We start from the raw sequence: 22,121 nt of genomic DNA on the forward strand, positions 1-22,121 counted from the left end.
CTAGGCCGGGAACCGCATGTCGACGCGCGAGCCGGCCGAAGGCGCCCACCGGCTCGTGACGACCTTGCGGCGGGTGAAGAACCGGATGCCGTCCTCGCCGTACTGGCCCGAGTCGCCGAAGAGCGAGTGCTTCCAGCCGCCGAACGGGAAGTACGGGATCGGCACGGGGATGGGCACGTTGAGCCCGACCATGCCGGCCTGCACGGTGTGCTGGAACTTCCGCGCGGCGACACCGTCGCGGGTGAACAGGGAGACGCCGTTGCCGTACTCGCCGCCGTTGATCAGCCCGACGGCCTCGTCCAGAGTGTCCACGCGCAGCATCGACAGCACCGGGCCGAAGATCTCGTCGGTGTACACGGTCATGTCCGGGCGCACGTGGTCGAGGAGCGTCGGCGCGAGGAAGAACCCGTTCTCCCGCCCCGGAACGCGCACGTCGCGGCCGTCGACCACGAGGTCCGCGCCGGCGTCGGCGCCGGCCTGCACGTAACCGCTCACGCGGCGCAGGTGGTCGGCGGTCACGAGCGGGCCCATGTCGGTGCCCTCGTCGTGACCGTCCGCGGTGGACAGCCGGCCGATGCGCTCCACCAGCCGGTCGCGCAACGCGTCGCCGACCCCGCCGACGGCCACCGCGACCGAGATCGCCATGCACCGCTCCCCCGCCGAACCGTAGGCAGCGGAGACGAGGGCGTCGGCGGCCGCGTCGAGGTCGGCATCCGGCAGCACCACGAGGTGGTTCTTCGCGCCGCCGAGGGCCTGCACGCGCTTGCCGTGCTTGGCCGCGGTCTCGTAGACGTGCCGGGCCACCGGTGTCGACCCGACGAAGCTCACCGCGGCGACGTCCGGGTGGGCCAGCAGTGCGTCGACGGCCGGGGCGCTGCCGTGCACGACGTTGAGCACACCGGCGGGCAGCCCGGCCTCCAGCGCCAGCTCGGCCAGCCGGTTCGACGCCGACGGGTCCTTCTCGCTTGGCTTGAGCACGAACGCGTTCCCGCACGCGACCGCGATCGGGAACATCCACATGGGAACCATCACCGGGAAGTTGAACGGCGTGATACCCGCGACGACCCCCAGCGGCTGGCGGATCGAGTACGTGTCGACCCCTCGGGAGACGTTCTCGCTGTAGTCGCCCTTGAGCAGGTGCGGGATCCCGGCCGCGAACTTCGCGACGTCCAGGCCCGCGTTGACTTCCGCACGGGCGTCGGCGAGTGTCTTGCCGTGCTCGCCGGTCACGAGCTCGGCCAGCTCGTCCCGCGAACGCTCGACGAGCCGGATGAACTCCAGCATCACCTGCTGGCGCACGCCGAGCGACTCCTCGGCCCAGGCGGCCTGCGCGTCGAGTGCCACCTTCACGGCCTGGTCCACGGCACCGGCGTCGCCGAGCGCGACCCGGCTCGCGACGGCGCCGCGGGCGGGGTCGTGCACGTCGGCCCACGCGGCTGGTTCGTCCTGGACGAAAGCGCCGCCGACGAAGTGCTGGATGGTGTTCACGAGTGTCCTTTCTCGACAGTCGAGCCGAGGTTCGGGAGAGCCGGCACGGGTGGGGTGTCGGGTGGTTCGGGCCAGTGGTGGCCGGCCGCTTCGTCGAGGCCCCGGACAACGCGTTCGGGGGTGATCGGCTCGTGCCACACCCGCGCGCCCAGCGGGGCGAGCGCGTCGTTCACGGCGTTGTGCACGGCCGCGGGTGCGCCGGCGGCCCCAGCCTCCCCGGCGCCCTTGACGCCCAGCATGGTGATCGGGCTCGGCGTCTCGAGGTGGGTGATGCGCACGTCCGGCAGCTCCGGGCCGGTCGGCATGAGGTAGTCGAGCAGGGTCGAGGTGAGCAGCTGGCCGTTCTCGTCGTAGTACAGCCGCTCGAACAACGCGCCGCCGATGCCCTGTGCGACACCGCCGCGGATCTGCCCGTCCACGATCTCGGGGTTGATGAGCACCCCGCAGTCCTCGACGCACGCGTAGTCGACGATGTGCACGAGCCCGCTGTCCTCTTCGACCTCGACGACCGCGGCGTGCGCGCCGTTGTTGAAGGTGACGTTGGGGCCGCTGTACTCCCCCACCACCGACAGCCCGATCCGCAGCTCCGGCGGCAGGCGGTGGGTGCGGAAGTGCGCGACCTCGGCGAGCTCCTCAACTCCGAGGTGGACGTTCGGTGCGCCCGCGACCTGGACCACGCCGTTGCCGATCTCGAGGTCGGCCGGGTCGACCTCCAGCAGGTGCCCGGCGATCGCGAGCAGCCGTTCCTTCACCTCGCGAGCGGCCGACGCGGCGGCACCACTGCTGACCACGGCCGAACGGCTGGCCCACACGCCCGTGCCGTGCGGCACCACCGCCGTGTCGCCGCTGACCACGCTGATCCGGTCGAACGAGACCCCGAGGTGGTCCGCCACGACCTGCGCGGCGGTCGTCTGCAGGCCCTGGCCCTGGCCGGGCGTGCCGAGCAGCACCGTGACCGAGCCGTCGGCCTCCACGCGGACCTCGACCTGGTCGTGCGCGGTGATCGGGGCGCCGCGCTTGCCGTAGAACATCACGCCGGGCGCGGTGACCTCGACGAAACAGGCGAGCCCGACGCCCAGCAGACGCCCGCGTTCGCGCGCCTCGGCCTTGCGCTTGTCGAGGTCCGGCCCGGCCGGGAGCATGGCGAGCAGCTTCTCCAGCGACTCCTGGTGCGAGCCGCTGTCGTAGACCTGGCCGGTCACGGAGGTGTAGGGCAGCTCGTCGGGCGCGATCAGGTTGCGGCGCCGCAGTTCCGCCGGGTCGAGCCCGAGCCTGCGTGCGGTCTCGTCGAGCAGCGTCTCCATCGCGAGGATGGCGACGGGGTGCCCCACCCCGCGGTACACCGCCAGCGGCGCCTTGTTCGTGATCGCGACGCGCAGGTGTCCCGAGTAGACGGGGATCCGGTAGGGGCCGGGCATGATCGTGGCGACCTGGATGCCTTCGGTGACCATGCTGCGCGGGTACACGGAGTAGGCGCCGCCGTCGCTGACGACCTCCGAACGCATACCGAGGATCCGGCCGTCGGCCGCGACGGCCAGCGCGGCGGACACCCGCTCGTCGCGCGCCTGCGTGTCCGACTGCAGCGATTCGACGCGGTCCTGGATCCACTTCACCGGGCGGCGCAGCAGGATGCTGGCCGCGCACGTGGCGACCTCGTCGGAGTACACGTGCGCCTTCATGCCGAACGCGCCGCCGACCTCGTCGGTGAGCACGCGGATGTTGCTCTCGCGCAGGCCGAGCAGCTCGGCGAACACGGACTGCAGCATGTGCGGCGCCTGCGTGGACAGCCGCACGGTGAGCGACTTCGCCGACGGGTCGAACTCGGCGACGACTCCGCGGGGCTCCAGTGCGACGGCCGTGTGCCGCGCGGTGCTGATGCCGGTCTCCACGACCACGGCGGCTTCGGCGAAGGCCGCTTCGACGTCGCCGGTGCCGAAGGTGCCTTCGAAGGCGAGGTTGGACGGCAACTCGTCGTGCACCTTCGCCGCCGACGCGTCGAGGGCGGCGATGGAGTCGACGACCGGGTCGAGCTCCTCGTAGTCGAGGGTGACCAGCTCCAGCGCGTCCTCGGCGACGGCGCGGCTTTCGGCGACGACCATCACCACGGGCTCGCCGACGTAGTGCATCTTGCCGGTGGCCAGCGGCCGCTGGTCGCCGCCGACCAGGCCCGGCCAGTCGAGCAGGCCCTTCCACGAGCGGCACATCGGGTTGAAGTCGCCCGCGGTGAACACGGCGACCACCCCCGGCGCCTGCTTCGCGGCCTCGACGTCGATCGCCGTGATCAGCGCGTGCGCGACCGGGGCGCGCACGAACGCGGCGTGCAGGCAGCGGGCCGGGGTCACGTCGTCGGCGTAACGGCCGCGGCCCAGCAGGATCTTCGGGTCTTCGACGCGCTTGACGCGGCGGCCGACCCAGCCTTCGGTGATACTCATGCCCGCGCCTCCCGCACCTGCTCGGCGTATTCGGCGATCGCGGCCACGATCGGCGCGTACCCGGTGCAGCGGCACAGGTTCCCGGACAGCCGCTCGCGGATCTCGTCGCGGGAGAGGCCCGGGTTCTCCTCGACGGCGGTGACGGCGGCCATCAGGAAGCCCGGCGTGCAGAAGCCGCACTGCAGCGCTTGGTGCTCCCAGAACTTCTGCTGCAGCGGGTGCAGCACGTCTTCGGTGCCGGCCGTCTCACCCAGCCCCTCGACGGTGTCCACTGTGGATCCGTGCGCCTGTACGGCGAGGGTGAGGCAGCTGCGCACGGCCGTGCCGTCGAGCCGGACGGTGCAGGCGCCGCAGACGCCGTGCTCGCAGCCGAGGTGCGTGCCGGTGAGGCCCAGGTCGTGGCGCAGGAAATCGGCGAGCGTGGTCCGCGGCGTGGTCCGCGCCGACTCGGGTTTCCCGTTCACCGTGAGGGAAACCTGCGTCGGCTCGTGGGCGTCAAGCACGGGCACTCTCCACTTCGGACTGGCTGCGGGCGGCGGCTTCGGCGAGCGAGGCGGCGACGAGCCGGGTGCCCGCGCGGCGGCGGTAGGTCACGGAGCCGTGGATGTCGCCGACGACGTCGATCTCGTCGAACGCGTGCGCCGCGGCTTCGGCGAGCACGGCGTCGTCGAGGATCTCACCGGTGAGGATCGCCTCGGCGGCGGTGGCGCGGCGCGGGGTGCCGGCGATGCCGAACAGCGCGATCCGCGCGTCGGTGCAGCGCCCGGCGGAATCGGTGTCCAGCACGGAGATCACGCCGACGAGGGCGAAGTCGCCGCTGCGGCGGGTGATCTCGCGGATCGACCAGCCGGCCGTCGCGGACACGAGCGGCAGCTCGGCGCCGGCGACGACCTCACCGTCGCTCAACGCGGTCAGATAGGGGCCGAGGAAGAAGTCGCGCGCGGCGATCCGGCGCCGCCGCTCAGCCCCGGCGACGCGCACGGACCCACCGAGCGCGAGCAACAGGGCGGGCAGCTCCGCCGCGGGATCGGCGTGCGCGAGCGAGCCGCACACCGTGCCGCGGTTGCGGATCTCGGGGTGCCCGACCTGCGCGAGGCTTTCGACGACCAGCGGGTGGCGCCGGCGGGTCTCGGCGTCGGTCTCGAGCGCGCGCGTGGTGACCGCGGCCGAGACGACGAGGCCGTCGGTGTCGCGGAAAGCGTGGCCCTGCAGGTCTTTCGCCGTGGTGATGTCCACGAGCACGCTCGGGTTCGACATGCGCAGCGCCATCACCGGGAGGAGGCTCTGCCCACCGCCGAGTACTCGCGCGTCGGGCCCGTGCTCGGTCAGCACCGCCACCGCGTCGCCCAGCGATTCGGCCCGATGATAGCCGAAAGCTGGCAGTTTCACCGATTCGCCCCCTTTTGCTCATTCCGGTCAGTGTTCGAAATGCTGAACGCTGTTCGATTTCCAGAACGAGTCTTCTGAAGAGCCGGGGGTGCTGTCAAGTTCAGCGGGTGCTCGAGGCACCCGTTCGGTGGTCAGCGGCGGTACGCTCTGGTCGCCATGCGGGCCCGGACGGTCTCGGCCGCCGGGTGGTTCAGGTCGTCGTAGAGCGACCGCGCGGTCTGCCACCGGCGACGGTGTCCTCAGAGGACCGGAAGGATCCGGCGCTCGCCGAGAACCCGGAGCCAGTGGCGGAAGGACTCCTCGGTGTCGCAGGTTTCGGTGAAGCCCGCCTGGTGGATCTTGACGGTGCTGACGAACGCCGGTGGCGGCGCGGTTTCCGCGCCGGCGGCGAAGTGGAAGTCGGCGTAGTGGTGGGATTCGCCGAGCAGGGCGGCGAGCGGGGTGGGCCGCAGGCCGTGGCGGGCCACGACGCGGTCCCAGGTGTCCGCGTGCTCGGGCAGAAACTCGGCGAGGCGCCGAGGGTGGTCCGGTGCCGGTTCGACGCCGAGCTCCTCGGCCAGCGCGGGCCACAGGTCGCGCCAGGCGAAGACCTCGCCGTTGGTGAGATTGAAGTGCTGGTCGCGGGCCGCGGGCGCCGTGGCGGCCCACAGCGCGGCGTTCGCGACGAGGCGGACGTCGACGGCTTCCGTCACGTACGGCGCGCCGCCCGGGAAGCCGAAGGGCAGCCCTTCGGCCCGGCAGATGGCCGCGTAGGCGCCGATCACCGGCGGCAGGTTCATCGCGACGCCGTGGGTCGGGCCGACCACCAGCTGCGGGCGCAGGATCGTCCAGCCGAAGCCGCGCTCGCCGGCCAGCGCGCGGAGGTGGTCCTCCTGCAGCCAGTAGAAGTTCTCGTGCTCGTCGCGCGGGTGCCGTTCACGGGCCGGGATCCGGATGGAGTGGCGGTGCACGCCGTACGCTTTGGTGCCCTGCAGCAGGGTCACGTGCTGCAGGGGCGCGGCGGCCAGTGCGCCGGTGAGTGCCTGCAGCATGCGCTCGTTGGTCCGCATCTGGTCCGGGTCGCGCCACCCGCGGACCAGGCCGGGCTTTTCGAAGACGGCGGTGTAGACGAGGTGAGTCACGTCCGCGAACCGCCCGGCCACGCCGGCCACGGCGGCCGCGTCCGTGAGGTCGAGGGGCACGTGCTCGAAGGGCTCGTCGGTCTCCGGCGCGCGGCGCGACACAGCCAGGACATCCCACCCGGCCTGGGCGAACGCCGTGACGCACGCCGCGCCGACCAGCCCGCTCGCTCCGGCGACGAGCACGGTCATCGCCGGGGCTCCGGCATCGTGCGGTCCGCGGCCGTGCCGGCGAGCCAGCTGCCGGTGCCCCCGGTGGGACGGAGTAGCCCTTCCTGCATCACGGTCACCACGAGTTCTCCGTTCTCGTCGTACATCCGGCCCGAGGCCAGGCCGCGCGCGCCGGCCATGACTTCGGCGCCCTGCTCGTAGCGCAGCCAGCGATCGGCGCGCGGCGGACGGTGGAACCACATCGTGTGGTCGAGACTCACGCAGTCGAACTCGCCGTCGGCGTAGACCACGCCGAGCGGCAGGAGCGCGGTTTCGAGCAGCGTCATGTCGGAGGCGTAGACCACGGCGGCCGCGTGCAGCAGCAGATCGTCCGGCAGCGGACCGTCAGCGCGGACGAGGGTGGTCTGCGCGCGGCGCGGCCGGTCGCGCAAGGTCGGATCCAGCGGTGGTGGCGGGTCCACGTAGCGCAGGTCGATCGGACGAGACCGAGTCCACAGTGGACTGAGCCGGTCGCGCCGGTCACCGAAGCGCTCTTCCCAGCGGGGCAGGGTTTCCGGGTCGATCGCCGCGGGGGTCGGGCCGGGATGGCGGGGGCCGGGCTCGGGGACCTGGAACGACGCGGTCGCGGTGAGGACGAGGGCGCCGTCCTGCCGCAGCTCGACGCCGCGGAGGTCGAAGCTGCGGCCCTCCTTGACCGTGGTCACGTGCAGTTCGATCGGGACTCCGCTCCGGCCGGGCCGGATGAAGCGCGTATGGAGGCTGTGCACCGGGCGGTCCGGTGTGACGGTCCGGCCCATGGCGACGAGTGCCTGCGCGGCGACTTCACCGCCGAAGAGCCGGTGCAACGGGTCGGCCCCGCCAGGGTCGCGGAACACGCCCGGTGCCACGGGTTCCAGGTCGAGCCGCTGCAGGAGGTACTGCAGCGCCGGGCTCCTCATACCGGCCCCGTCGCGAGGAGGGTGGCTGTAGCCGAGACGACGGGCTCGCCGCCGGAGCCGGTGATCAGCTGGGTGACGTCGGTGAAGCGCAGCTCCCCCGCGCGGCCCGTTTTGGTGGTGCGGCCGGTGATCCAGTGCCGGGAACGCACGGTTTCGCCGGCGACGAGCGGGCGGTGGTAGGCGAACGTCTGTCCACCGTGGACGACGGGTCCGCTGCTGCGGGCCCAGCGCGCCGAATCGGCCACGGGGTCCGGGCGTGCGGAGCCCGGGCCGGATTGCCCGTCGGGGTACCAGCCGAGGGCGGGCAGTGCGAAGGCGAGCGTCGGGATGCCCGGGACATCGGCGAAACCCGCTTCGGCGGCGGCACGCGCGTCGTACCAGATCGGCGACTTCGCGTCGACCGCGTGGGCGAGCCTGGTGAGCGCGCCGCGTTCGACGCACAGGCAGTGGTCTGCAACGGGCTCTTCGCCGGGCAGGGCCGGCAACGGTGGCCGGGAGCCGAGGTCCGCTTCGACGGTCAGGGCGACCGTGTCGCCGCAGGTGACGATGAGGTCGGCACCGCCGGCGCGGTCCTTCGCCGTGACGGTGATGGGCGTGTCGAGGTAGACCGGGGCGCGGAAGCGGGCCCGGCAGGCGGTGAGGCCGGCCGGCCCGGCGTCGTCGGCGAGGTGCGCGAGGACGCACCCGAGTGTCAGCATGCCGTGGGCCACGATGCCGGCGAATCCGGCGTCGCGGGCCGCGGGCGCGTCGTGGTGGATGGTGTTGAAGTCCTGGGCCGCGCCGGAGTAGCGGACGAGGTCGGTGAGGCTGTAGCCCCACGATGCGGTCACGACGTGGCCTCCGGTTCGACGTGCGCCTCGACCGGTTCCGCGTCGCCGCAGCGCAGCCGCAGGTCCGGGCCGTCGACGGTGAGGGAGACCGTGGAGCCGACCGGCACCGGTGCCCGGAAGCGCAGGGTCACCGCGCCCGGGCTGCCGCCGGCCTGCAGGGCGTCACAGGCCAGGGCGAACAGCAGGGAGCCGTGCACGATCGGGACGCCGAAGCGGGTCGTCGCGGCGTAGGCGGGATCGAGGTGCAGCGGGTTGTGGTCGTCGACGACGTCGGCCCACGCGGAGATCAGCGCGGGGCCGAGCGGGAGCTCGCTCATGCGGCACCCGCCGGCCAGTCCACCAGGAACCGCACTGAGGCCACCGGTGCGCCGAGCGCGGAACGCAGGTCGGTTACGATCGCCAGCCGGCGGCGGCCGGAGCGTTCACCGAGCACAGTGGACGAGATACGCGCCTGCCAGCGGCCGTCGGCCGGCACCGGGCCCCGGGTCGTCTGCGAGATCTCCCGCAGCACGCCGCCCGGTGGCATCTCCCGGCCGCGGGTGTACGCGAGCCGTCCCACCACGGACGCGAGTCCGGCCGGGGGTTCGGCGCCGGACCACCCGGTGACCGCGCAGTAGGCCGGCAGCAGCTCGGCGCCGACGTCGAGCGGGAGCCATTCGCCACCGGTGTCGAGGTCGGCGACGCTCAGCAGCGCGCTCATCGGAACTTCGCGACGGCCGCCTGCACCGCCGGCCCCGTCGCCGAGGAAGCCTGCGCCCACGACTCGAACTCCAGCGTGGCCTCGAAACCACCCGTGCGCGCGAGTCCGACGGCCTTCTTGATGTCGCGCACCAACACGGGATCCGCGGCCGCCCACCGGTCCGCGTAGGCGATCGCCACGGCCACCGGATCGTCCGCCAGCTCCAACGCGAGCCCGGCCCGCACGGCCGCCTCGCCACTGAGCGCTCCCCCGTCGAGCAGCACCGCCAACGCCCGCTGGGACCCGAGCACGTCGACCAGGAACCACGTGCAGCCGCCACCCGGGTGCAGGCCGATCCGCGAGAACGTCGCGGCGAACGACGCACGGGGCCCGGCGATCCGGACGTCGCATGCCAGCGCGAGGTTCAGCCCGGCGCCGACGGCCGCACCCTGCACCGCGGCGACCGTCGGGATCGCCAGCCCGCGCAGCCGCAGGAAGCTGTTGTAGATCGTGTGCAGATCACGCCGGATCTGCGCCACCTCGCGGCCCGTCTCACCGAACACTGCCGGCAGGTCGGCTCCGGCGCAGAACGCCTTGCCCGCACCGGTGACGACCAGCGCCCGGGCGTCCGCGTCGGCCGCCACCGTGGCGAGCGCGTCCGCGAGGTCCTGGCACATCCGCGCGTCGAGGCAGTTGCGCCGATCGGGGGCGGCCAGCGTCAGCGACCACCGGCCGTCCTTGTTCTCCAGTTCGACCTTGCTCATCGTCCGTCCTCCGCTCCGGAGAGGTCTTCGGTGACCCAGTCCCACACCGCGTCTGGGCCAAGCCGGGCGAACCGTTCGCCCAGCGCGCGTGCCCAGTACCGCTCGCCGCCGAACTCGTCGCGCCACGACCAGAGCCGGCGGGTGGCGAGGTGCAGCGGATGTTCGCGCGTCACGCCCATGGCTCCGTGCAGCTGGTGTGCGCCGCGGGCGACCTCGGTGGCCGCGGCCGCCGTGATCACCACCGCCGCCGCCACGCGGTCGAGTGCCACCTCGCCACGACTCGCCGCGACAGCCGAAGCGACCGCCGTGCGCGCCAGCGTCAGCTGCGACTCCATCCGCGCGAGCGTCGCGCCGACGGCCTGGAACTTGATGAGCGGACGGCCGAACTGTTCACGCACCGTCACGTGCGCCACGGTGTGCGCGACCGCCGTTTCGAGCGCGCCCACCATCGCCGCGGCTTGCAGGAGCGCACCGATCGCGGCGAGAAACTCCGGAACCGCGCCGACCTGCGAGGCCGGCACGTTCCCGAACCGTACGAGATCACGCGGTTCACCCGCGAGGTTCGCCCCCGGCTCGATTTCGAGGCCCGGCGCGTCCGCCTCGACGACGACCAGAACCTGCGCCCCGTCCGGCGTCCGCGCCGGCACGACGAACCGCTCGACGACGCCGGCCCACCGCACTCGGCTCGCCGCGCCCGAGAGGACCCCGTCGGCCACGACCAGGTCGTCCCCGGCGCGAGAGAGCACCACGGTCGCCGGGCCCGGCGGCAGCGCCCCGGCCACGAGCCGCGCCCACGCCGTTTCCAGCAGCGGCAGCGAAACCGTGTGCCGCCCGCATGCCTCGACGAGTTCGGCCAGCTCGGCCAGCCCTCCCCCGGAACCGCCGAGGCCCTCCGGAGTGCCGACTCCGGGCCAGCCCAGCTCGGACACTGTCGTCCACACCGGAGGCAGGGTGGCGCCGGGATCTCCGCCGTGACCGCTCAGCACGTCGTCGGCGACGGCGCGCAGCCCCGACTCGTCAGCCGGGCGGCCCGCGGCAGCGGCCGAGCGGGCGATGATCGTGCGCAGCACTTCCGTCGTGCCGCCGCGGATCGTGAACCCGGGCGCGGCCAGCACGCCCTGGGCAAGCAGGCCCGCTTCGCCCTCGGCGAAGGGATCGGGTTCGAGGTCGAGGACCGCGCGGGCCAGTTCGTTGACGTCGCCTTCGAAGATGGTGCCGAGATCCTTCAACACCGCCGCCTGTTGCACCGGCGCCGCGCCGCCGTCGATCGCCACCGCGACGCGCCACGCGAGCTGCCGCAGGGTCGCGAGCCGGGCGAGCGCCTCGCCGATGCGGACCGCGGCGTCCGGCGTGGGCGCCGTGCTGTGGGCGACGACGGCCGCGAGCAGCGGGTAGGTGCTCAGCACGCGTTCCATGCCGCCGCGCTCGAACGCGAGCTGCTCGGTGACCTGCTGCCACCCGTTGCCGGGCACGCCGAGCACGTGGTCGGCGGGCACGAACACGTCGTCGAACACGACCTCGTTGAAGTGGTGGTCGCCGCGCAGGTCGAAGATCGGCCGGATGTCCACGCCCGCGGACGTGAGGTCGACGATGAACTCGGTGAGCCCTTCGTGCTTCGAACCACTCGCGTCGGTGCGCGCGAGCACGTACGCGTGGGTCGCGCGGTGGGCGTGGCTGGTCCAGATCTTGCGCCCGCGCACCCGCCAGCCGCCGAGCACCGGCCCGGCCACGGTGTGCACGGACGCGAGGTCCGAGCCGGACTCGGTCTCGCTCATGCCCAGGCAGAACGACACGTCGCCGCGGATGATCAGCGGCAGGTAGGTCTTCTGCAGCTCGGGTGAGCCGTAGCGGAGGATGGCCGGGCCGATCTGCCGGTCACCCATCCAGTGCGCGGCGACCGGCGCGCCGGCGCGCAGCAGCTCTTCGGTCACCACCAGCCGCGCGAGGTTCGACCGGGCGCCACCGCCGAACTCGGCCGGCCACGTCATGCCGACCCAACCGCGCGCGGCCAGCTCCCGGCTGAACTCCGGGTCGTGCCCGCGCAGCCAGGCATCGCACTTCGGCGTGAACCGGCCCTGTTCCTCCCGTTCCCGGGCAAACGCCCGGACCTGCGCCCGCAGTGTCGTCAAATCCGTCGTCAGATCCTCGGTCAACGCAGCACCTCCAGTTCGGCGTGGGCCCGGCGAGCCACCGCGTACCCACGTCCAGCAGCTTCGGCCAGAACCTGTGCTGCCGCACGGCGGTCCTCCGATGAGACTTCCGTGCGCGACTCCGGTGAGGAGACATCGACGCCCAGTCCGCGCAGGTGGGCGACGAAGTCGTCGGTGCCGGGCGCGGCCTCAGCCAGCTCCTCGAGCCTCGGCTGCGCACCGAGCCGGACGCTGCCCCAGCGCGTGTGCATCCGGACGAGCGAGTGCGATCCGGGCGCGGCGGTCACGTGCTCGACGCGGTCCTGGATCCGGCGCAGGTCGCTGCCACCGTGCAGCCACACGAGCTCCCGGGCCGCCGCGGCGACGTCCGGCGCCCCGCCTCCGCCCGGCAGCCGCACGGACGGCTTCTCCCGAGGGCCGAGGAACGAGGAGTTGACGCGGCCGAGGACGTCGATGTTGCTCGCGTCCAGCACGACCCGGTCGAACCGGCGGGCCATCCCCAGCAGCACGTCCGACGTCGTGGCCCGCCAGCCCAGCGCGTTGGCGTAGGCCGGGTAGTCGGTGGTGCTCGTCGGTACCGCTGTCCCGGCCTCCCAGCACCCGGCGCCGGCTTCGAAGACCTGGACGAAGGGCTCGCCGGCGAGCGCGTGAGCGAGCTGACCGGCCAGCACCGGCCAGTGGAAGCCGGTGAACACCCAGCCGCCGCGGCGGAACTCGCGGGCGGCGCGGACGAGGAAGTCCACGGTGGGCGTGTTCACGAAACCACCTCCGCGACGGCGAAGACCTCGTCCGCCAGCCACTCCTGGAACCCCGCCGGAGTCCGCGACCGCTCGGCGTAACGCTCGTAGGCGTCGACGTCGCGCTCGTAGCGGCCGACGGTGCCGTCGGGCGCGACCGCGCCTGGCACTCGCGCGAACCCGTCCACGAGCAACCCCGGGATGGTCACGCCCAACGCGCGCACTTCGTCGGCAGGGACGACTTCCTCGGCAACGAGCACCACGCGCTGCGCCGCCTGCGCGGCCAGCAGCACCTCGCCCAGCGGCCCGCGGATGTGGCCGTTGCCCTCGGCATCGACCACGTCCACGTGGATGAACGCGACGTCCGGCCGCTCGGCGCGCACCACGGTGGCGCTCCCGAACGGACTGTCCACAGTGGCCAGCTGTCCGCCGGTCCAGTCCTCGTCGGTGTACCCGGTGCCGGGCAGTCCCGTGACGGGCAGGAACGGCACCCCGTGCGCGCCGGCGGTCAGCGCGCTGCTGAAGAGGCCGAGGCTCAGCTCGTGCAGTTCGACCGTGCCGGCGCCCGATTCGGCCAGCCGGCGGAAGTTCCAGGCCGGCGCCGGACCGACGGGGCTCCAGCAGTGCCCGAACGTCGCCGAGCGCAGCACACCCGCGCCGAGGAGCTGGTCGAGCAGCAAGCCACCCGAGGCGATCACCGCGTCGAAATCGCGCAGCCCTTGGCGGATCAGCTCGTGGCCGACGCTGAACAGCTGCGCGCCGAAATTGCCGAGATACACGCGCGTGCCCGGACGCACGTGGGTCCGGACGGCGTCAGCCAGTGAGAACGGCCGCGTCACCGGTAGGCCTCCGGCAGCATGTGCAGGCCGGCGCCGAGGTGCGCGCCGCCGTCGATCTGCAGCAGCTGGCCGGTCATCAACGCACCGGCCGGGCTCGCGAGGAACGCGACGAGCTCGGCGACGTCGGCCGTCGGCGTCGGGCGCTGCATGGGCGTGGCCTTGTGCACGAGGTTGCCGAGCACGTGGTCGCTCGCCTCGTCGTTCAGCGCGTGGGTCAAGACCGTGCCGGGGCCCACGCAGTTGATGCGGATGCCGTCGGTGGCCCATTCGAGCGCCAGCGTGCGGGTCAGGCCGAGCACGCCGGCGCGGGCGGCGATCGAGTGCGCCATGCCCATCCCGCCCCGCTCCACCCCGGACAGCGAGAGGTTGACGACGCTACCGTGCGTGCGCGCCAGGTACGGATGCGCGGCCTTGGTGAGATGGAAGATGCTCGTGAGGTTGAGGTCCAGCACGGAGTTCCACCCGTTGACCGAGATGTCCAGCGCCTTGGCGAAAAACTGGCCACCGGCGTTGTTCACCAGCAGGCCGAGCCCGCGGCTTTCGCCGACCTCGACGAGCGCGGCCGCGGCGGCTTCGGTGTCGCGGACATCGCACACGCGGTGGTCGTAGCCGCCCGGCCCGTCGAGCAGGTCGCCGGTCTCCTTGAGTGAGTCTTCATGCCGCCCGAGCCCGGTGACGTGGGCGCCGAGCTGCACGAGCCGCTGCGTGACGGCCCGGCCGATTCCGCTGCCGGCTCCGGTGACCAGCGCGGACAGGCCGTCGAGCGTGCCGCTCGCCAGGACCCGGGGTTCGGTGGTGGCTGCTGTCATCGCGCTGTCTCCTTGGGATTCACGGTGGTGTGCTCGGGGCGCACGGGGGCGGGGCGGCGGCGCGGCCGGTGTCCGGAGAACGAAACGGGGTACTGCGGCACGGCCTCACCGCCGGCTTCCCGGGCGACGACCGCGCCCGGCCGTTCGGCCGTGGTCGCGGTCAGTGCCACGACGGGGTCGCGCACGGGCCCGGCCGGGATGCCGAACTCCTGCATCCGCTCGCAGACCTCGGCCACGGTGTGGCGGCGGGTCCAGACCTCGACGGCCGCGTCGAAGCGGGCGCGTTCGGCGATCCGCTGCGGCGCGGGCGCGTCCGGACCATCGACGAGCGGCCGCAGCAAGGCCCAGTGTTTGTCCAGCCCGGCGTAGACGTAGCAGAAGCCGTCGCGGCATTCGTACACATTGGACGGTGCGGTGGCGGCGTCGCGGTTGCCCTGGCCCACGGTGAAAGCGGCGTCGTCGGCGGCGGTGAGCGACGCCGGACCGGTGAGGGAAGCCATCGCGACCTCGATCATGGGCACGTCGATCTCCAGCCGCGGCGCACGCTGCGGGTCGAGCAGGGCCATCGCGGTCGCCGTGGCGGCGTGCAGGCCGCTGAACACGTCGGTCGGGTAGCCGGCCGCGATGCTCGGGCGGCCCTCTTCGTCGGCGTTCAGCACGGCGAACCCGCTCACCGCCTGGGCGATCGAGTCGAAGCACGTCCGCGAGTCATCGGCGCCGTACGCGCTGACTACGGTGACCACGAGCCCGGGATGTCCGGCGTGCAGCGAGGCCGCGTCCAGCCGCAACCGTTCCCGGGTGCGGCGGCCGAAGTTCAGCACCACGGCGTCGGCACCGGCGAGCAGCTCGTCGAGGCGCAGCCGGTCCGCAGGGTCGCGCAGGTCGAGCGCGACCGACGACTTTCCCGTGTTGTAGGCGCGGAAGTAGCTGCTGCCGAAGCGGCTGCCCGCCAGCGCCCGCGACGGATCGCCGCCCGGTGGCTCGACCTTCACGACCTCGGCGCCATAGTCCGCGAGCACCTGCCCGCACACCGCGCCGGCGATGTACTGGCTCAGGTCGATCACCCGCCGGCCGCGCAACGGCTGCGGAGTACTCACGGCCGCGCTCCCGCCGCCTGCCGCCGCAGCAGTTGCGCCGGCCGGTAGCGCGGATCCCCCGTGAGGTCGGCCATCGACCGCAGCGCCTCGTACACCGCGGGCGCGCCGGCGAGCTGCAGTGTCTCGAACGGGCCGCGCGGGTGGTTCATCCCGAGGGTCAAGGCCACGTCGACGTCACCGGCCGACGCGGTGCCTTCCTCGACCAGCCCGGCCGCCTCGTTGACCATGCAGTACGCGAGCCGGTCGACCACGAGCCCGGGCAGGGCCGGGACCTCGACCGAGGTCGCACCGACGGCGTCCACCACCGCGGTGGCCGCGGGTGTCGGCGCCACCTTCGCGACGTCGTCGCGCACGATCTCGGCGAACAGGTCACCGGCGGGCGCGCGGTGCAGGCGCAGCCAGCCGACGCCGGCGGGCAGCACGTCGAGCCAGCGCCCGTCGGAGCTGTCCACCACGACCTCGCCGGATCCCGCGAGTTTCCGCACCGCAGCGACGTCGCCTTCGCCTGGGCCGCCGTGGCAGCGGTACAGCGTGATCGTGCGGCCGCCAGTCGTGGCGGGCAGGTCGAACGCCCGGGCGTCCGGACCCGCGGCGATCACCCGCACATCCGCGCCCTCGGAACCCGGCTCGCGCCGCAGGCGGGCGATCGCGGCCCGCGGTTTTTCCGTGCCGTAGTCGTAGAACCCGCGGCCGGCGGCCCGGCCGGTGAAGCCGCTGCGCACCAGCGAGCGGGCCAGCGGGATCGGCCGGTAGCGGGGGTCGCCGAACTCACGTAGCGCCGTCTCGGACGAGCCGAGGTGCGTGTGCAGACCGGTGAAGTCCAGCAGCGTCAACGGTCCCATCGGGTGCCCGAGGCCACCGGACGCGGCGGCGTCCACCACACCTGCCGGCACGCCCTGCGTCACCAGCAGCTGCGCTTCGTAGTACAACGGCCGGCACACGCGGTTGACGACAAAGTTCGGCGAGTCCCGGCACACCACGGCGGTCTTGCCGAGCGCTTCGGCCAGCTCGCGAGCGCGCTCGGCCACCGCCTCGCTCGTCCCGCCCCCGACGATCACCTCGACGAGCCGCATCTTGGTGGCGGGGTTGAAGAAGTGCATGCCGACGACCCGGCCCGGGTCTCCGAACGCCTTGCCCATCTCCCCCACGGACAGCGAGGACGTGTTCGACGCGACCAGCAGTTCGTCGCGCCCGAGTGCGGCCACTTCGGCGAGCAACACCCGCTTCACGTCCATGTCCTCCACCACCGCCTCGAGGAACACGTCCGCGTCCGGCACCGCCTCGGCGAGCGTGGCGGCCGAGATCGACGACACGGCCTCGCCGGCGGACTCGGCTTCGGCCCGGATCTTCCCCAGCCCGGCCTCGGTCACCTCCGGCGAGACGTCGACCACACGCACGTCCGCCCCGGCCCGGTCGAAGACGCGGCTGATGTCGCGGCCCATCGGCCCGAGGCCCGCCACGACGACCTTCAGCCCGGCGAGATCGCTCACGCCGCCACCGCCTCGATCACCGCGGCGACGCCCATCCCACCGCCGACGCACAGGCTCGCCACGCCGAGCCGCGCGCCCCGGCGCTCCAGTTCGGACAGCAGCGTCACCACGAGCCGCAGCCCGCTCTGCCCGGTCGGGTGGCCCAGCGCGATGCCGCCACCGTTGACGTTCACGCGCTCCTCGTCGAGCTTGAGCTCACGGACGTTCTGCACGATCTGCGCGGCGAAGGCCTCGTTGATCTCGAACAGGTCGATGTCGCCAGTGGACAGTCCGGCCGAGGCGAGCGCCGCCGGGATCGCCGCCGTGGGGCCGATGCCCATCATGCTCGGGTCGACCCCGACGGCGGCGAAGGACAGGATCCGGGCCCGGGGCTTCAGGCCGTGGCGCTCCACGGCCTCGCCACTGGCCACGACGATGCCCGCGGCACCGTCGGCCATCTGGCTGGAGTTGCCGGCGGTCACCGTGCCGTCCTGTTCGAACGAAGCGCGCAGCTTCGCGAGCCGTTCGAGACTGGTGTCGCGGCGGTAGGTCTCGTCCGTGGCGAGCGACCCGTGCTCGCTCTCGACCGCCACGACCTGACCTTCGAACCTGCCCTCGTCCCACGCGCGCATCACGCGTTCGTGGCTGCGGGCCGACCATTCGTCCTGCGCGGCGCGCGAGATCCCGAACTCGCGCGACACCTTTTCCGCCGTCTGCCCCATGTTCATGCCGCAGATCGGGTCGGTGCCGCCGTCGCGCCAGCCGTCGGCGAGCGTGATGTCGCCGCGGCGCGTGCCTTCCCAGCGCAGCGTGTACGGCGCGATGAACGGCATCGTGCTCATGCTCTCGACCGCGATCGCGAGCGCCACGTCGGCGCTGCCGCCAAGCACCGACTGGTGGGCCAGCTGCACCGTCTTCAGGCCCGAAGCGCACGCCATGTTGATGGTCTGGGCCGGTACCCGCTGCGCCACCCCCGCGCGCAGCGCGACCTGGCGGCCCGGGTTCGGTCCGTTGCCCGCCTGCCGGCAGTTGCTCACCACGGCCTCGTCGACGGCGTCGGCCGGCACCCCGGCCCGCTCCAGCGCCGCCGCGCCCGCGATGCCGCCGAGCTCGACCGTGCGCACGTCGCGCAACGCGCCGCCGTAGCGCCCGTTCGGCGTGCGGACGCCGCCCACCAGAAACACTTCCCTGCTCATCTTCTGCCTCTCGTTCCTCGCGTGCGTGCGGAAAGGTGGTCCCCGGGATGGGTCAGCCGGCGCGCACCACCCGCTTGGTCTTGTGCGTGCTGCGCGGCAAGGTGCCTTCGGGCACCGGCTCGGCGACGCAGCGCACGGTCAGCTCCGCTCGAACCGCCGCGGCGAGCCGGGAGCCGAAGTCCTCCGGCACGCCCTGCTCGACCTCGACCCGCAGCTTGATGCCGGTCAGGTAACCGGTGGCGGGGTCGGTGACGTCCTCGTCGAGCACGATCAGGTACTCCCCCGTGGTGCCCGCGGTCCGCCGCACCACCTGCTCGACGGCACTCGGGAAGAGGTTCACGCCCCGTACCACGAGCATGTCGTCGGCTCGGCCGACCACTCCGCCGGCGAGCCGCCCGTGGGTGCGGCCGCAGCCGCAGCGCGTGCTGTCGCGCACCACGATGTCGCCGGTCCACCACCGCACCAGCGGGGTGGCCTGCTTGTCGAGGTGCGTCAGCACGAGAGCACCGGGGGTGCCGTCCGGCACCGGCTCGTGCGTCTCCGGGTCGACGATCTCCGCGTACGCGAAGTCCTCGACGAGGTGCCCGCCCGCCTGCTCCTCGCACTCCCACGCGATCGGCTGGAACTCGAGGCTGCCGTAGCCGTCGAAGCACTTCGCGCCCCACCGGCGTTCGATGTGCGCGCGGGTCGCGGGCACGCAGGCGCCGGGCTCGCCGCCGACCTGGATGCGGCTCACGGCCGAGCACGCCAGCGGCGTGCCCTTGGCCTCCGCGGCCTCCGCCAGGTGCAGGATGAACGACGGTGTGCCGCTGATGGCCGTGGTGCCGTAGCGGAACATCGTCTCGATCTGCCGCTCGGTCTCGCTCGACCCACCGGGCAGCACCGTCGCCCCGAGCCGCTCGTAGCCGGCCGTCGCGCCCAGGCCGCCGACGAACCACGCGTACCCGAACAGGCACTGGTACACATCGTGGTCGCGCACGCCCTGCGCGTACCCGGTGCGGGCATAGAGGTCGGCCCACCGCGTGAGATCCGCCGCGGACCAGCACACCGGCGTCGGCCTGCCGGTGGTGCCGGAGGAGAAGTGCACCCGGCGCACGTCGCGGCGATCGGCCGTCACGTTGGTGCCCCACGGCGCCGCCGAGTCGAGGTCGGCGACGTAGTCCGCCTTCGTGACCACCGGCAGTCGCCGCAGGTCCTCGAGGGTGCGCACGTCGCCCGGTTCGAACCCGAGCTCGCGCCACTTCGCGCGGTAGAAGGCGCTGTGCGCCCCCACGTACTCGAGCTGCTTGCGCAACGCGGCCAGCTGCAGTTCGCGGAGCTGCTCCAGGGGCGAGATCTCGACCTCGCTCCAGTAGCGGTCGGAGTACGGGCGGACGGTGGTCGGAGAGGTCATGTTCTGCTCCTGCGCAGGCCGTTGACGATGAAGTCGGCGTACTCGTTGGCCACCCGCTGCACGGTCGCGTAGTCCCCGCGCTCGGGGTCGTACCAGAGGCTGATCCAGTTGAGGGCACCCAGCGCCGGCTTCGTGGCCAGCCGGGGGTCGACGTCGCGGAACAGGCCTTCGCGCTTGCCCTCGTCGATCACGTCGGCGAACATCTGCTCGTACTCGTCCCGGAGGGCGATCACCTTCTGGTACGCCTCGCGGTGCGCCTGGTTCTCCTGCAGGCGGTGCATCTCCACCGCCTGCACCGCGACCCGCTGGAACGAGTTGCGGGTCATCATCAGCCCGGCGTGGTGGTGCACCATGCGCCACAGCCGGTCGGCGCTCGAGATGTCCGCGGTCGCCGCGATGGGCGCCACCCCGGCGATCATCTCCTCCATGCCGGTCTGGACCACGTCGAGGAAGATGTCCGCTTTGGTGCGGTAGTAGTGGTAGACGCGACCCTTGGTCGCGCCGAGCAGCTCGGCGATGCCGTCGATCGTGGTCGCCTCATACCCGGTCCGGGTGAAGGCGATCGCCGCGGCCTCGAGGATCTCCCGGGGCCCCGGCCCGGTCCCGGAGCGGGACGTCCTGCCGGTCATGCGGCGCCCCCGGCGGGCACGAAGGCCAGCGGGCGGATCGGTGATCCGGTGCCACCGCGGATGGACAAGGGCGAGGCGGTGAAGAAGAAGTCCCAGACCTCGTCTTCGGCGATTGTCGAAAGGTTCATGGCCTCCATGATCGGCACCCCTTGTTCGAGGAGCAGATGGCAGTGCACCTGAAGCGTCGGATTCGGCATCCGCTCGTAGGCCACGGTGTCGCAACCACTGGCCACGACGCCGTGGTCGGTGAGCCATCGCGCGCCCGAAAGCACCACACCCGGCGCCCCGGTGTTGGTGCCGAGGAAGGCGGCGTTGTCCTCCCAGAGCCCGTCCCAGCCGGTGCGCACGAGCACGATCGAGCCTGGCTCAGGCACCGGCTTGTCGGCGAACCACCGCTCGAACAGGTCCGCGTCCACGCCGTCCTCGGGCGTGAGCGGCCGCCCGAGCGCACGGGTGGCGTCGACCAGGTGGCCGCGGCCGGCCATCGGGGCGAGCTCGTGCACGGAGACTTCGAGCATGCCCTCGGGGTAGGTCTGGTTCGAGACGATGTCGACCCCGCCGTAGACCTTGCCGAGCTTCGAGACGTGCGCCAGCCCGTCGACGTGCGTGCCGACGTGCCCGCCGGTGGTGATCATCTCGGCCGCCGCGGAGACGTCGTCCGGGTACATCACCTCGCCGTGGCGCTTGGTCAGCGAGAAGCTGTACGGCGGGTGGTTCGGGTGGTGCGGCACGCCGGTGTAGAGCTGCTGCGCCAGGTCGTAGACCTTGAACCGGCCCGCCGGCGGGAAGTCGACCCGCTGTTCCCAGGAAGCGCTCACTTCGCGGCCCCGATTGCCCCGGCCTTGATCGCCTCCGCCTTGATGGCACGGCCGAGCACCAGCCGCTGGATCTCCGAGGTGCCTTCGTAGATCTCGAGGATCCGCTGGTCACGGTAGAGCCGCTCGGCCGGGCAGGGCTTGCAGTAGCCGGCGCCGCCGAAGACCTGCACGGCGGTGTCGACCGCACGGTGGGCAGCTTCGCTGGCGTCGAGCTTGGCCATCGCGCCCAGGATCGAGACGTCGCCGCCCTCCTGGTAGGTGCAGGCGGCGCGGTGGGTGATCATCCGGGCCGCGGTGAGGCGGGTGGCCACGTCGGCGAGCGGGAACGAGATGCCCTGGTTGTCGATGATCGGCGTGCCGAACGTCTGCCGCCGGGCCGCTTCTCGCGACCCGACGTCGTAGCCGGCGAGGCCGACACCGATCGACTGCGCCGCAACGGTGATGCGGCCGGCGTTGAGCGTGAGCATCGCGAGCTTCATGCCCTTGTTGAGCTCGCCGAGCATCGCGTCGTCGCCGACGACGGTGTCGAGCTTGAGGTTGCTCGTCTGCGTGCCGCGGATGCCCATCTTGTCCTCGAAGTGGTCGATGACCACCCCGTCGGAGTCCTTGTCCACCATGAACGCCGTCATGCCGCGAGTTCCGGCTTCGGGATCGGTCAGCGCGAACACGACGTAATGCTGCGAGGCGCCGCCGTTGCCGATGAAGATCTTCTCGCCGCGCAGGCGCCAGCCGTCCCCCTCGCGGACGGCCGTCGTCTTGATGCGCGCGGCGTCGCTGCCCGCGCCCTCCTCGGTGAGCGCGAAGCTGACCGCCTGGCCTCTCGCGAGGCCGCCCAGGTAGCGATCGCGCTGCTCGTCGGTGCCCGCCAGCACCACCGGGGTGCCACCGAGCGCGTAGGCCGTCAGGATGGCGCCCGTCGACGCGCAGGCTCGCGACACCTCTTCGATCACGGCGCACACCACGTCGAAGCTCGCGCCCTGGCCGCCGTACTCGGTGCCGATGAACAGGCCGGCAAGGCCGGACTCGACCAGGACCTGCACGCTCTCCCACGGATAACGCTGCTCGCGGTCGAGCTCCTCGGCCAGCGGCGCGAAGTGCTCCGCGGACAGCTTGCGGGCGAGCTCCCGCCACTGCTGACCTTCCGGGCTCAGCGGCGGCTCCCAGATCACGGACAC

At 72.6% G+C, this 22,121-nt stretch carries 21 protein-coding genes; all 21 read right to left on the reverse strand.

Annotated elements, in window-relative coordinates; all coding sequences use genetic code 11:
- Positions 1-1,488, reverse strand: coding sequence for a CoA-acylating methylmalonate-semialdehyde dehydrogenase (locus QRX50_RS38785; RefSeq protein ID WP_434533184.1), 1,488 nt, complete (start codon positions 1,486-1,488; stop codon positions 1-3).
- The gene (locus QRX50_RS38790) at positions 1,485-3,920 is read right to left on the reverse strand and encodes a xanthine dehydrogenase family protein molybdopterin-binding subunit (RefSeq protein ID WP_285968038.1); all 2,436 of its coding nucleotides are present in this window, start codon (positions 3,918-3,920) and stop codon (positions 1,485-1,487) included. Before QRX50_RS38790 ends, QRX50_RS38785 begins: the two co-directional genes overlap by 4 nt.
- On the reverse strand, positions 3,917-4,423 hold the full coding sequence (locus QRX50_RS38795; protein WP_285968039.1) for a (2Fe-2S)-binding protein: 507 nt from the start codon (positions 4,421-4,423) through the stop codon (positions 3,917-3,919). The genes QRX50_RS38790 and QRX50_RS38795 overlap by 4 nt, the downstream gene beginning before the upstream one ends.
- Positions 4,416-5,309, reverse strand: coding sequence for an FAD binding domain-containing protein (locus QRX50_RS38800; protein ID WP_285968040.1), 894 nt, complete (start codon positions 5,307-5,309; stop codon positions 4,416-4,418). Before QRX50_RS38800 ends, QRX50_RS38795 begins: the two co-directional genes overlap by 8 nt.
- A gap of 239 nt (positions 5,310-5,548) precedes the next feature.
- The gene (locus tag QRX50_RS38805) at positions 5,549-6,619 is read right to left on the reverse strand and encodes an NAD-dependent epimerase/dehydratase family protein (RefSeq protein WP_285968041.1); all 1,071 of its coding nucleotides are present in this window, start codon (positions 6,617-6,619) and stop codon (positions 5,549-5,551) included.
- Positions 6,616-7,536, reverse strand: coding sequence for an acyl-CoA thioesterase (locus QRX50_RS38810; protein WP_285968042.1), 921 nt, complete (start codon positions 7,534-7,536; stop codon positions 6,616-6,618). The genes QRX50_RS38805 and QRX50_RS38810 overlap by 4 nt, the downstream gene beginning before the upstream one ends.
- Positions 7,533-8,366, reverse strand: a complete 834-nt coding sequence (locus QRX50_RS38815) for an FAS1-like dehydratase domain-containing protein (protein WP_285968043.1) — start codon at positions 8,364-8,366, stop codon at positions 7,533-7,535. The genes QRX50_RS38810 and QRX50_RS38815 overlap by 4 nt, the downstream gene beginning before the upstream one ends.
- A complete protein-coding gene (locus QRX50_RS38820) occupies positions 8,363-8,683 on the reverse strand; it encodes a MaoC family dehydratase (protein ID WP_285968044.1) in 321 nt (106 codons plus the stop codon). Before QRX50_RS38820 ends, QRX50_RS38815 begins: the two co-directional genes overlap by 4 nt.
- Entirely contained in the window at positions 8,680-9,066 is a 387-nt protein-coding gene (locus tag QRX50_RS38825; protein ID WP_285968045.1) for a hypothetical protein, read from the reverse strand. The genes QRX50_RS38820 and QRX50_RS38825 overlap by 4 nt, the downstream gene beginning before the upstream one ends.
- The gene (locus tag QRX50_RS38830) at positions 9,063-9,809 is read right to left on the reverse strand and encodes an enoyl-CoA hydratase (RefSeq protein WP_285968046.1); all 747 of its coding nucleotides are present in this window, start codon (positions 9,807-9,809) and stop codon (positions 9,063-9,065) included. The genes QRX50_RS38825 and QRX50_RS38830 overlap by 4 nt, the downstream gene beginning before the upstream one ends.
- Complete coding sequence (locus QRX50_RS38835) at positions 9,806-11,962, reverse strand: acyl-CoA dehydrogenase family protein (RefSeq protein WP_285968047.1); 2,157 nt, start codon at positions 11,960-11,962, stop codon at positions 9,806-9,808. The genes QRX50_RS38830 and QRX50_RS38835 overlap by 4 nt, the downstream gene beginning before the upstream one ends.
- The gene (locus QRX50_RS38840) at positions 11,959-12,717 is read right to left on the reverse strand and encodes a hypothetical protein (protein ID WP_285968048.1); all 759 of its coding nucleotides are present in this window, start codon (positions 12,715-12,717) and stop codon (positions 11,959-11,961) included. The genes QRX50_RS38835 and QRX50_RS38840 overlap by 4 nt, the downstream gene beginning before the upstream one ends.
- On the reverse strand, positions 12,714-13,535 hold the full coding sequence (locus QRX50_RS38845) for a CoA-transferase (RefSeq protein WP_285968049.1): 822 nt from the start codon (positions 13,533-13,535) through the stop codon (positions 12,714-12,716). The genes QRX50_RS38840 and QRX50_RS38845 overlap by 4 nt, the downstream gene beginning before the upstream one ends.
- On the reverse strand, positions 13,532-14,344 hold the full coding sequence (locus QRX50_RS38850) for an SDR family NAD(P)-dependent oxidoreductase (RefSeq protein ID WP_285968050.1): 813 nt from the start codon (positions 14,342-14,344) through the stop codon (positions 13,532-13,534). The genes QRX50_RS38845 and QRX50_RS38850 overlap by 4 nt, the downstream gene beginning before the upstream one ends.
- The gene (locus tag QRX50_RS38855) at positions 14,341-15,441 is read right to left on the reverse strand and encodes a CaiB/BaiF CoA transferase family protein (protein ID WP_285968051.1); all 1,101 of its coding nucleotides are present in this window, start codon (positions 15,439-15,441) and stop codon (positions 14,341-14,343) included. Before QRX50_RS38855 ends, QRX50_RS38850 begins: the two co-directional genes overlap by 4 nt.
- Positions 15,438-16,931: a 3-hydroxyacyl-CoA dehydrogenase NAD-binding domain-containing protein gene (locus tag QRX50_RS38860; RefSeq protein WP_285968052.1), complete on the reverse strand. Its 1,494-nt coding sequence runs from the start codon at positions 16,929-16,931 to the stop codon at positions 15,438-15,440. Before QRX50_RS38860 ends, QRX50_RS38855 begins: the two co-directional genes overlap by 4 nt.
- Complete coding sequence (locus QRX50_RS38865) at positions 16,928-18,106, reverse strand: thiolase family protein (protein WP_285968053.1); 1,179 nt, start codon at positions 18,104-18,106, stop codon at positions 16,928-16,930. The genes QRX50_RS38860 and QRX50_RS38865 overlap by 4 nt, the downstream gene beginning before the upstream one ends.
- Before the next feature lie 52 nt (positions 18,107-18,158).
- Positions 18,159-19,499: a phenylacetate--CoA ligase family protein gene (locus tag QRX50_RS38870; protein WP_285968054.1), complete on the reverse strand. Its 1,341-nt coding sequence runs from the start codon at positions 19,497-19,499 to the stop codon at positions 18,159-18,161.
- Positions 19,496-20,128: a TetR/AcrR family transcriptional regulator gene (locus QRX50_RS38875; RefSeq protein ID WP_285968055.1), complete on the reverse strand. Its 633-nt coding sequence runs from the start codon at positions 20,126-20,128 to the stop codon at positions 19,496-19,498. Before QRX50_RS38875 ends, QRX50_RS38870 begins: the two co-directional genes overlap by 4 nt.
- The gene (locus QRX50_RS38880; protein ID WP_285968056.1) at positions 20,125-20,946 is read right to left on the reverse strand and encodes a cyclase family protein; all 822 of its coding nucleotides are present in this window, start codon (positions 20,944-20,946) and stop codon (positions 20,125-20,127) included. Before QRX50_RS38880 ends, QRX50_RS38875 begins: the two co-directional genes overlap by 4 nt.
- Positions 20,943-22,121: an acyl-CoA dehydrogenase family protein gene (locus QRX50_RS38885; protein WP_285968057.1), complete on the reverse strand. Its 1,179-nt coding sequence runs from the start codon at positions 22,119-22,121 to the stop codon at positions 20,943-20,945. Before QRX50_RS38885 ends, QRX50_RS38880 begins: the two co-directional genes overlap by 4 nt.

The sequence above is a fragment of the Amycolatopsis sp. 2-15 genome (assembly GCF_030285625.1).
GTDB classification, from domain to species: domain Bacteria; phylum Actinomycetota; class Actinomycetes; order Mycobacteriales; family Pseudonocardiaceae; genus Amycolatopsis; species Amycolatopsis carbonis.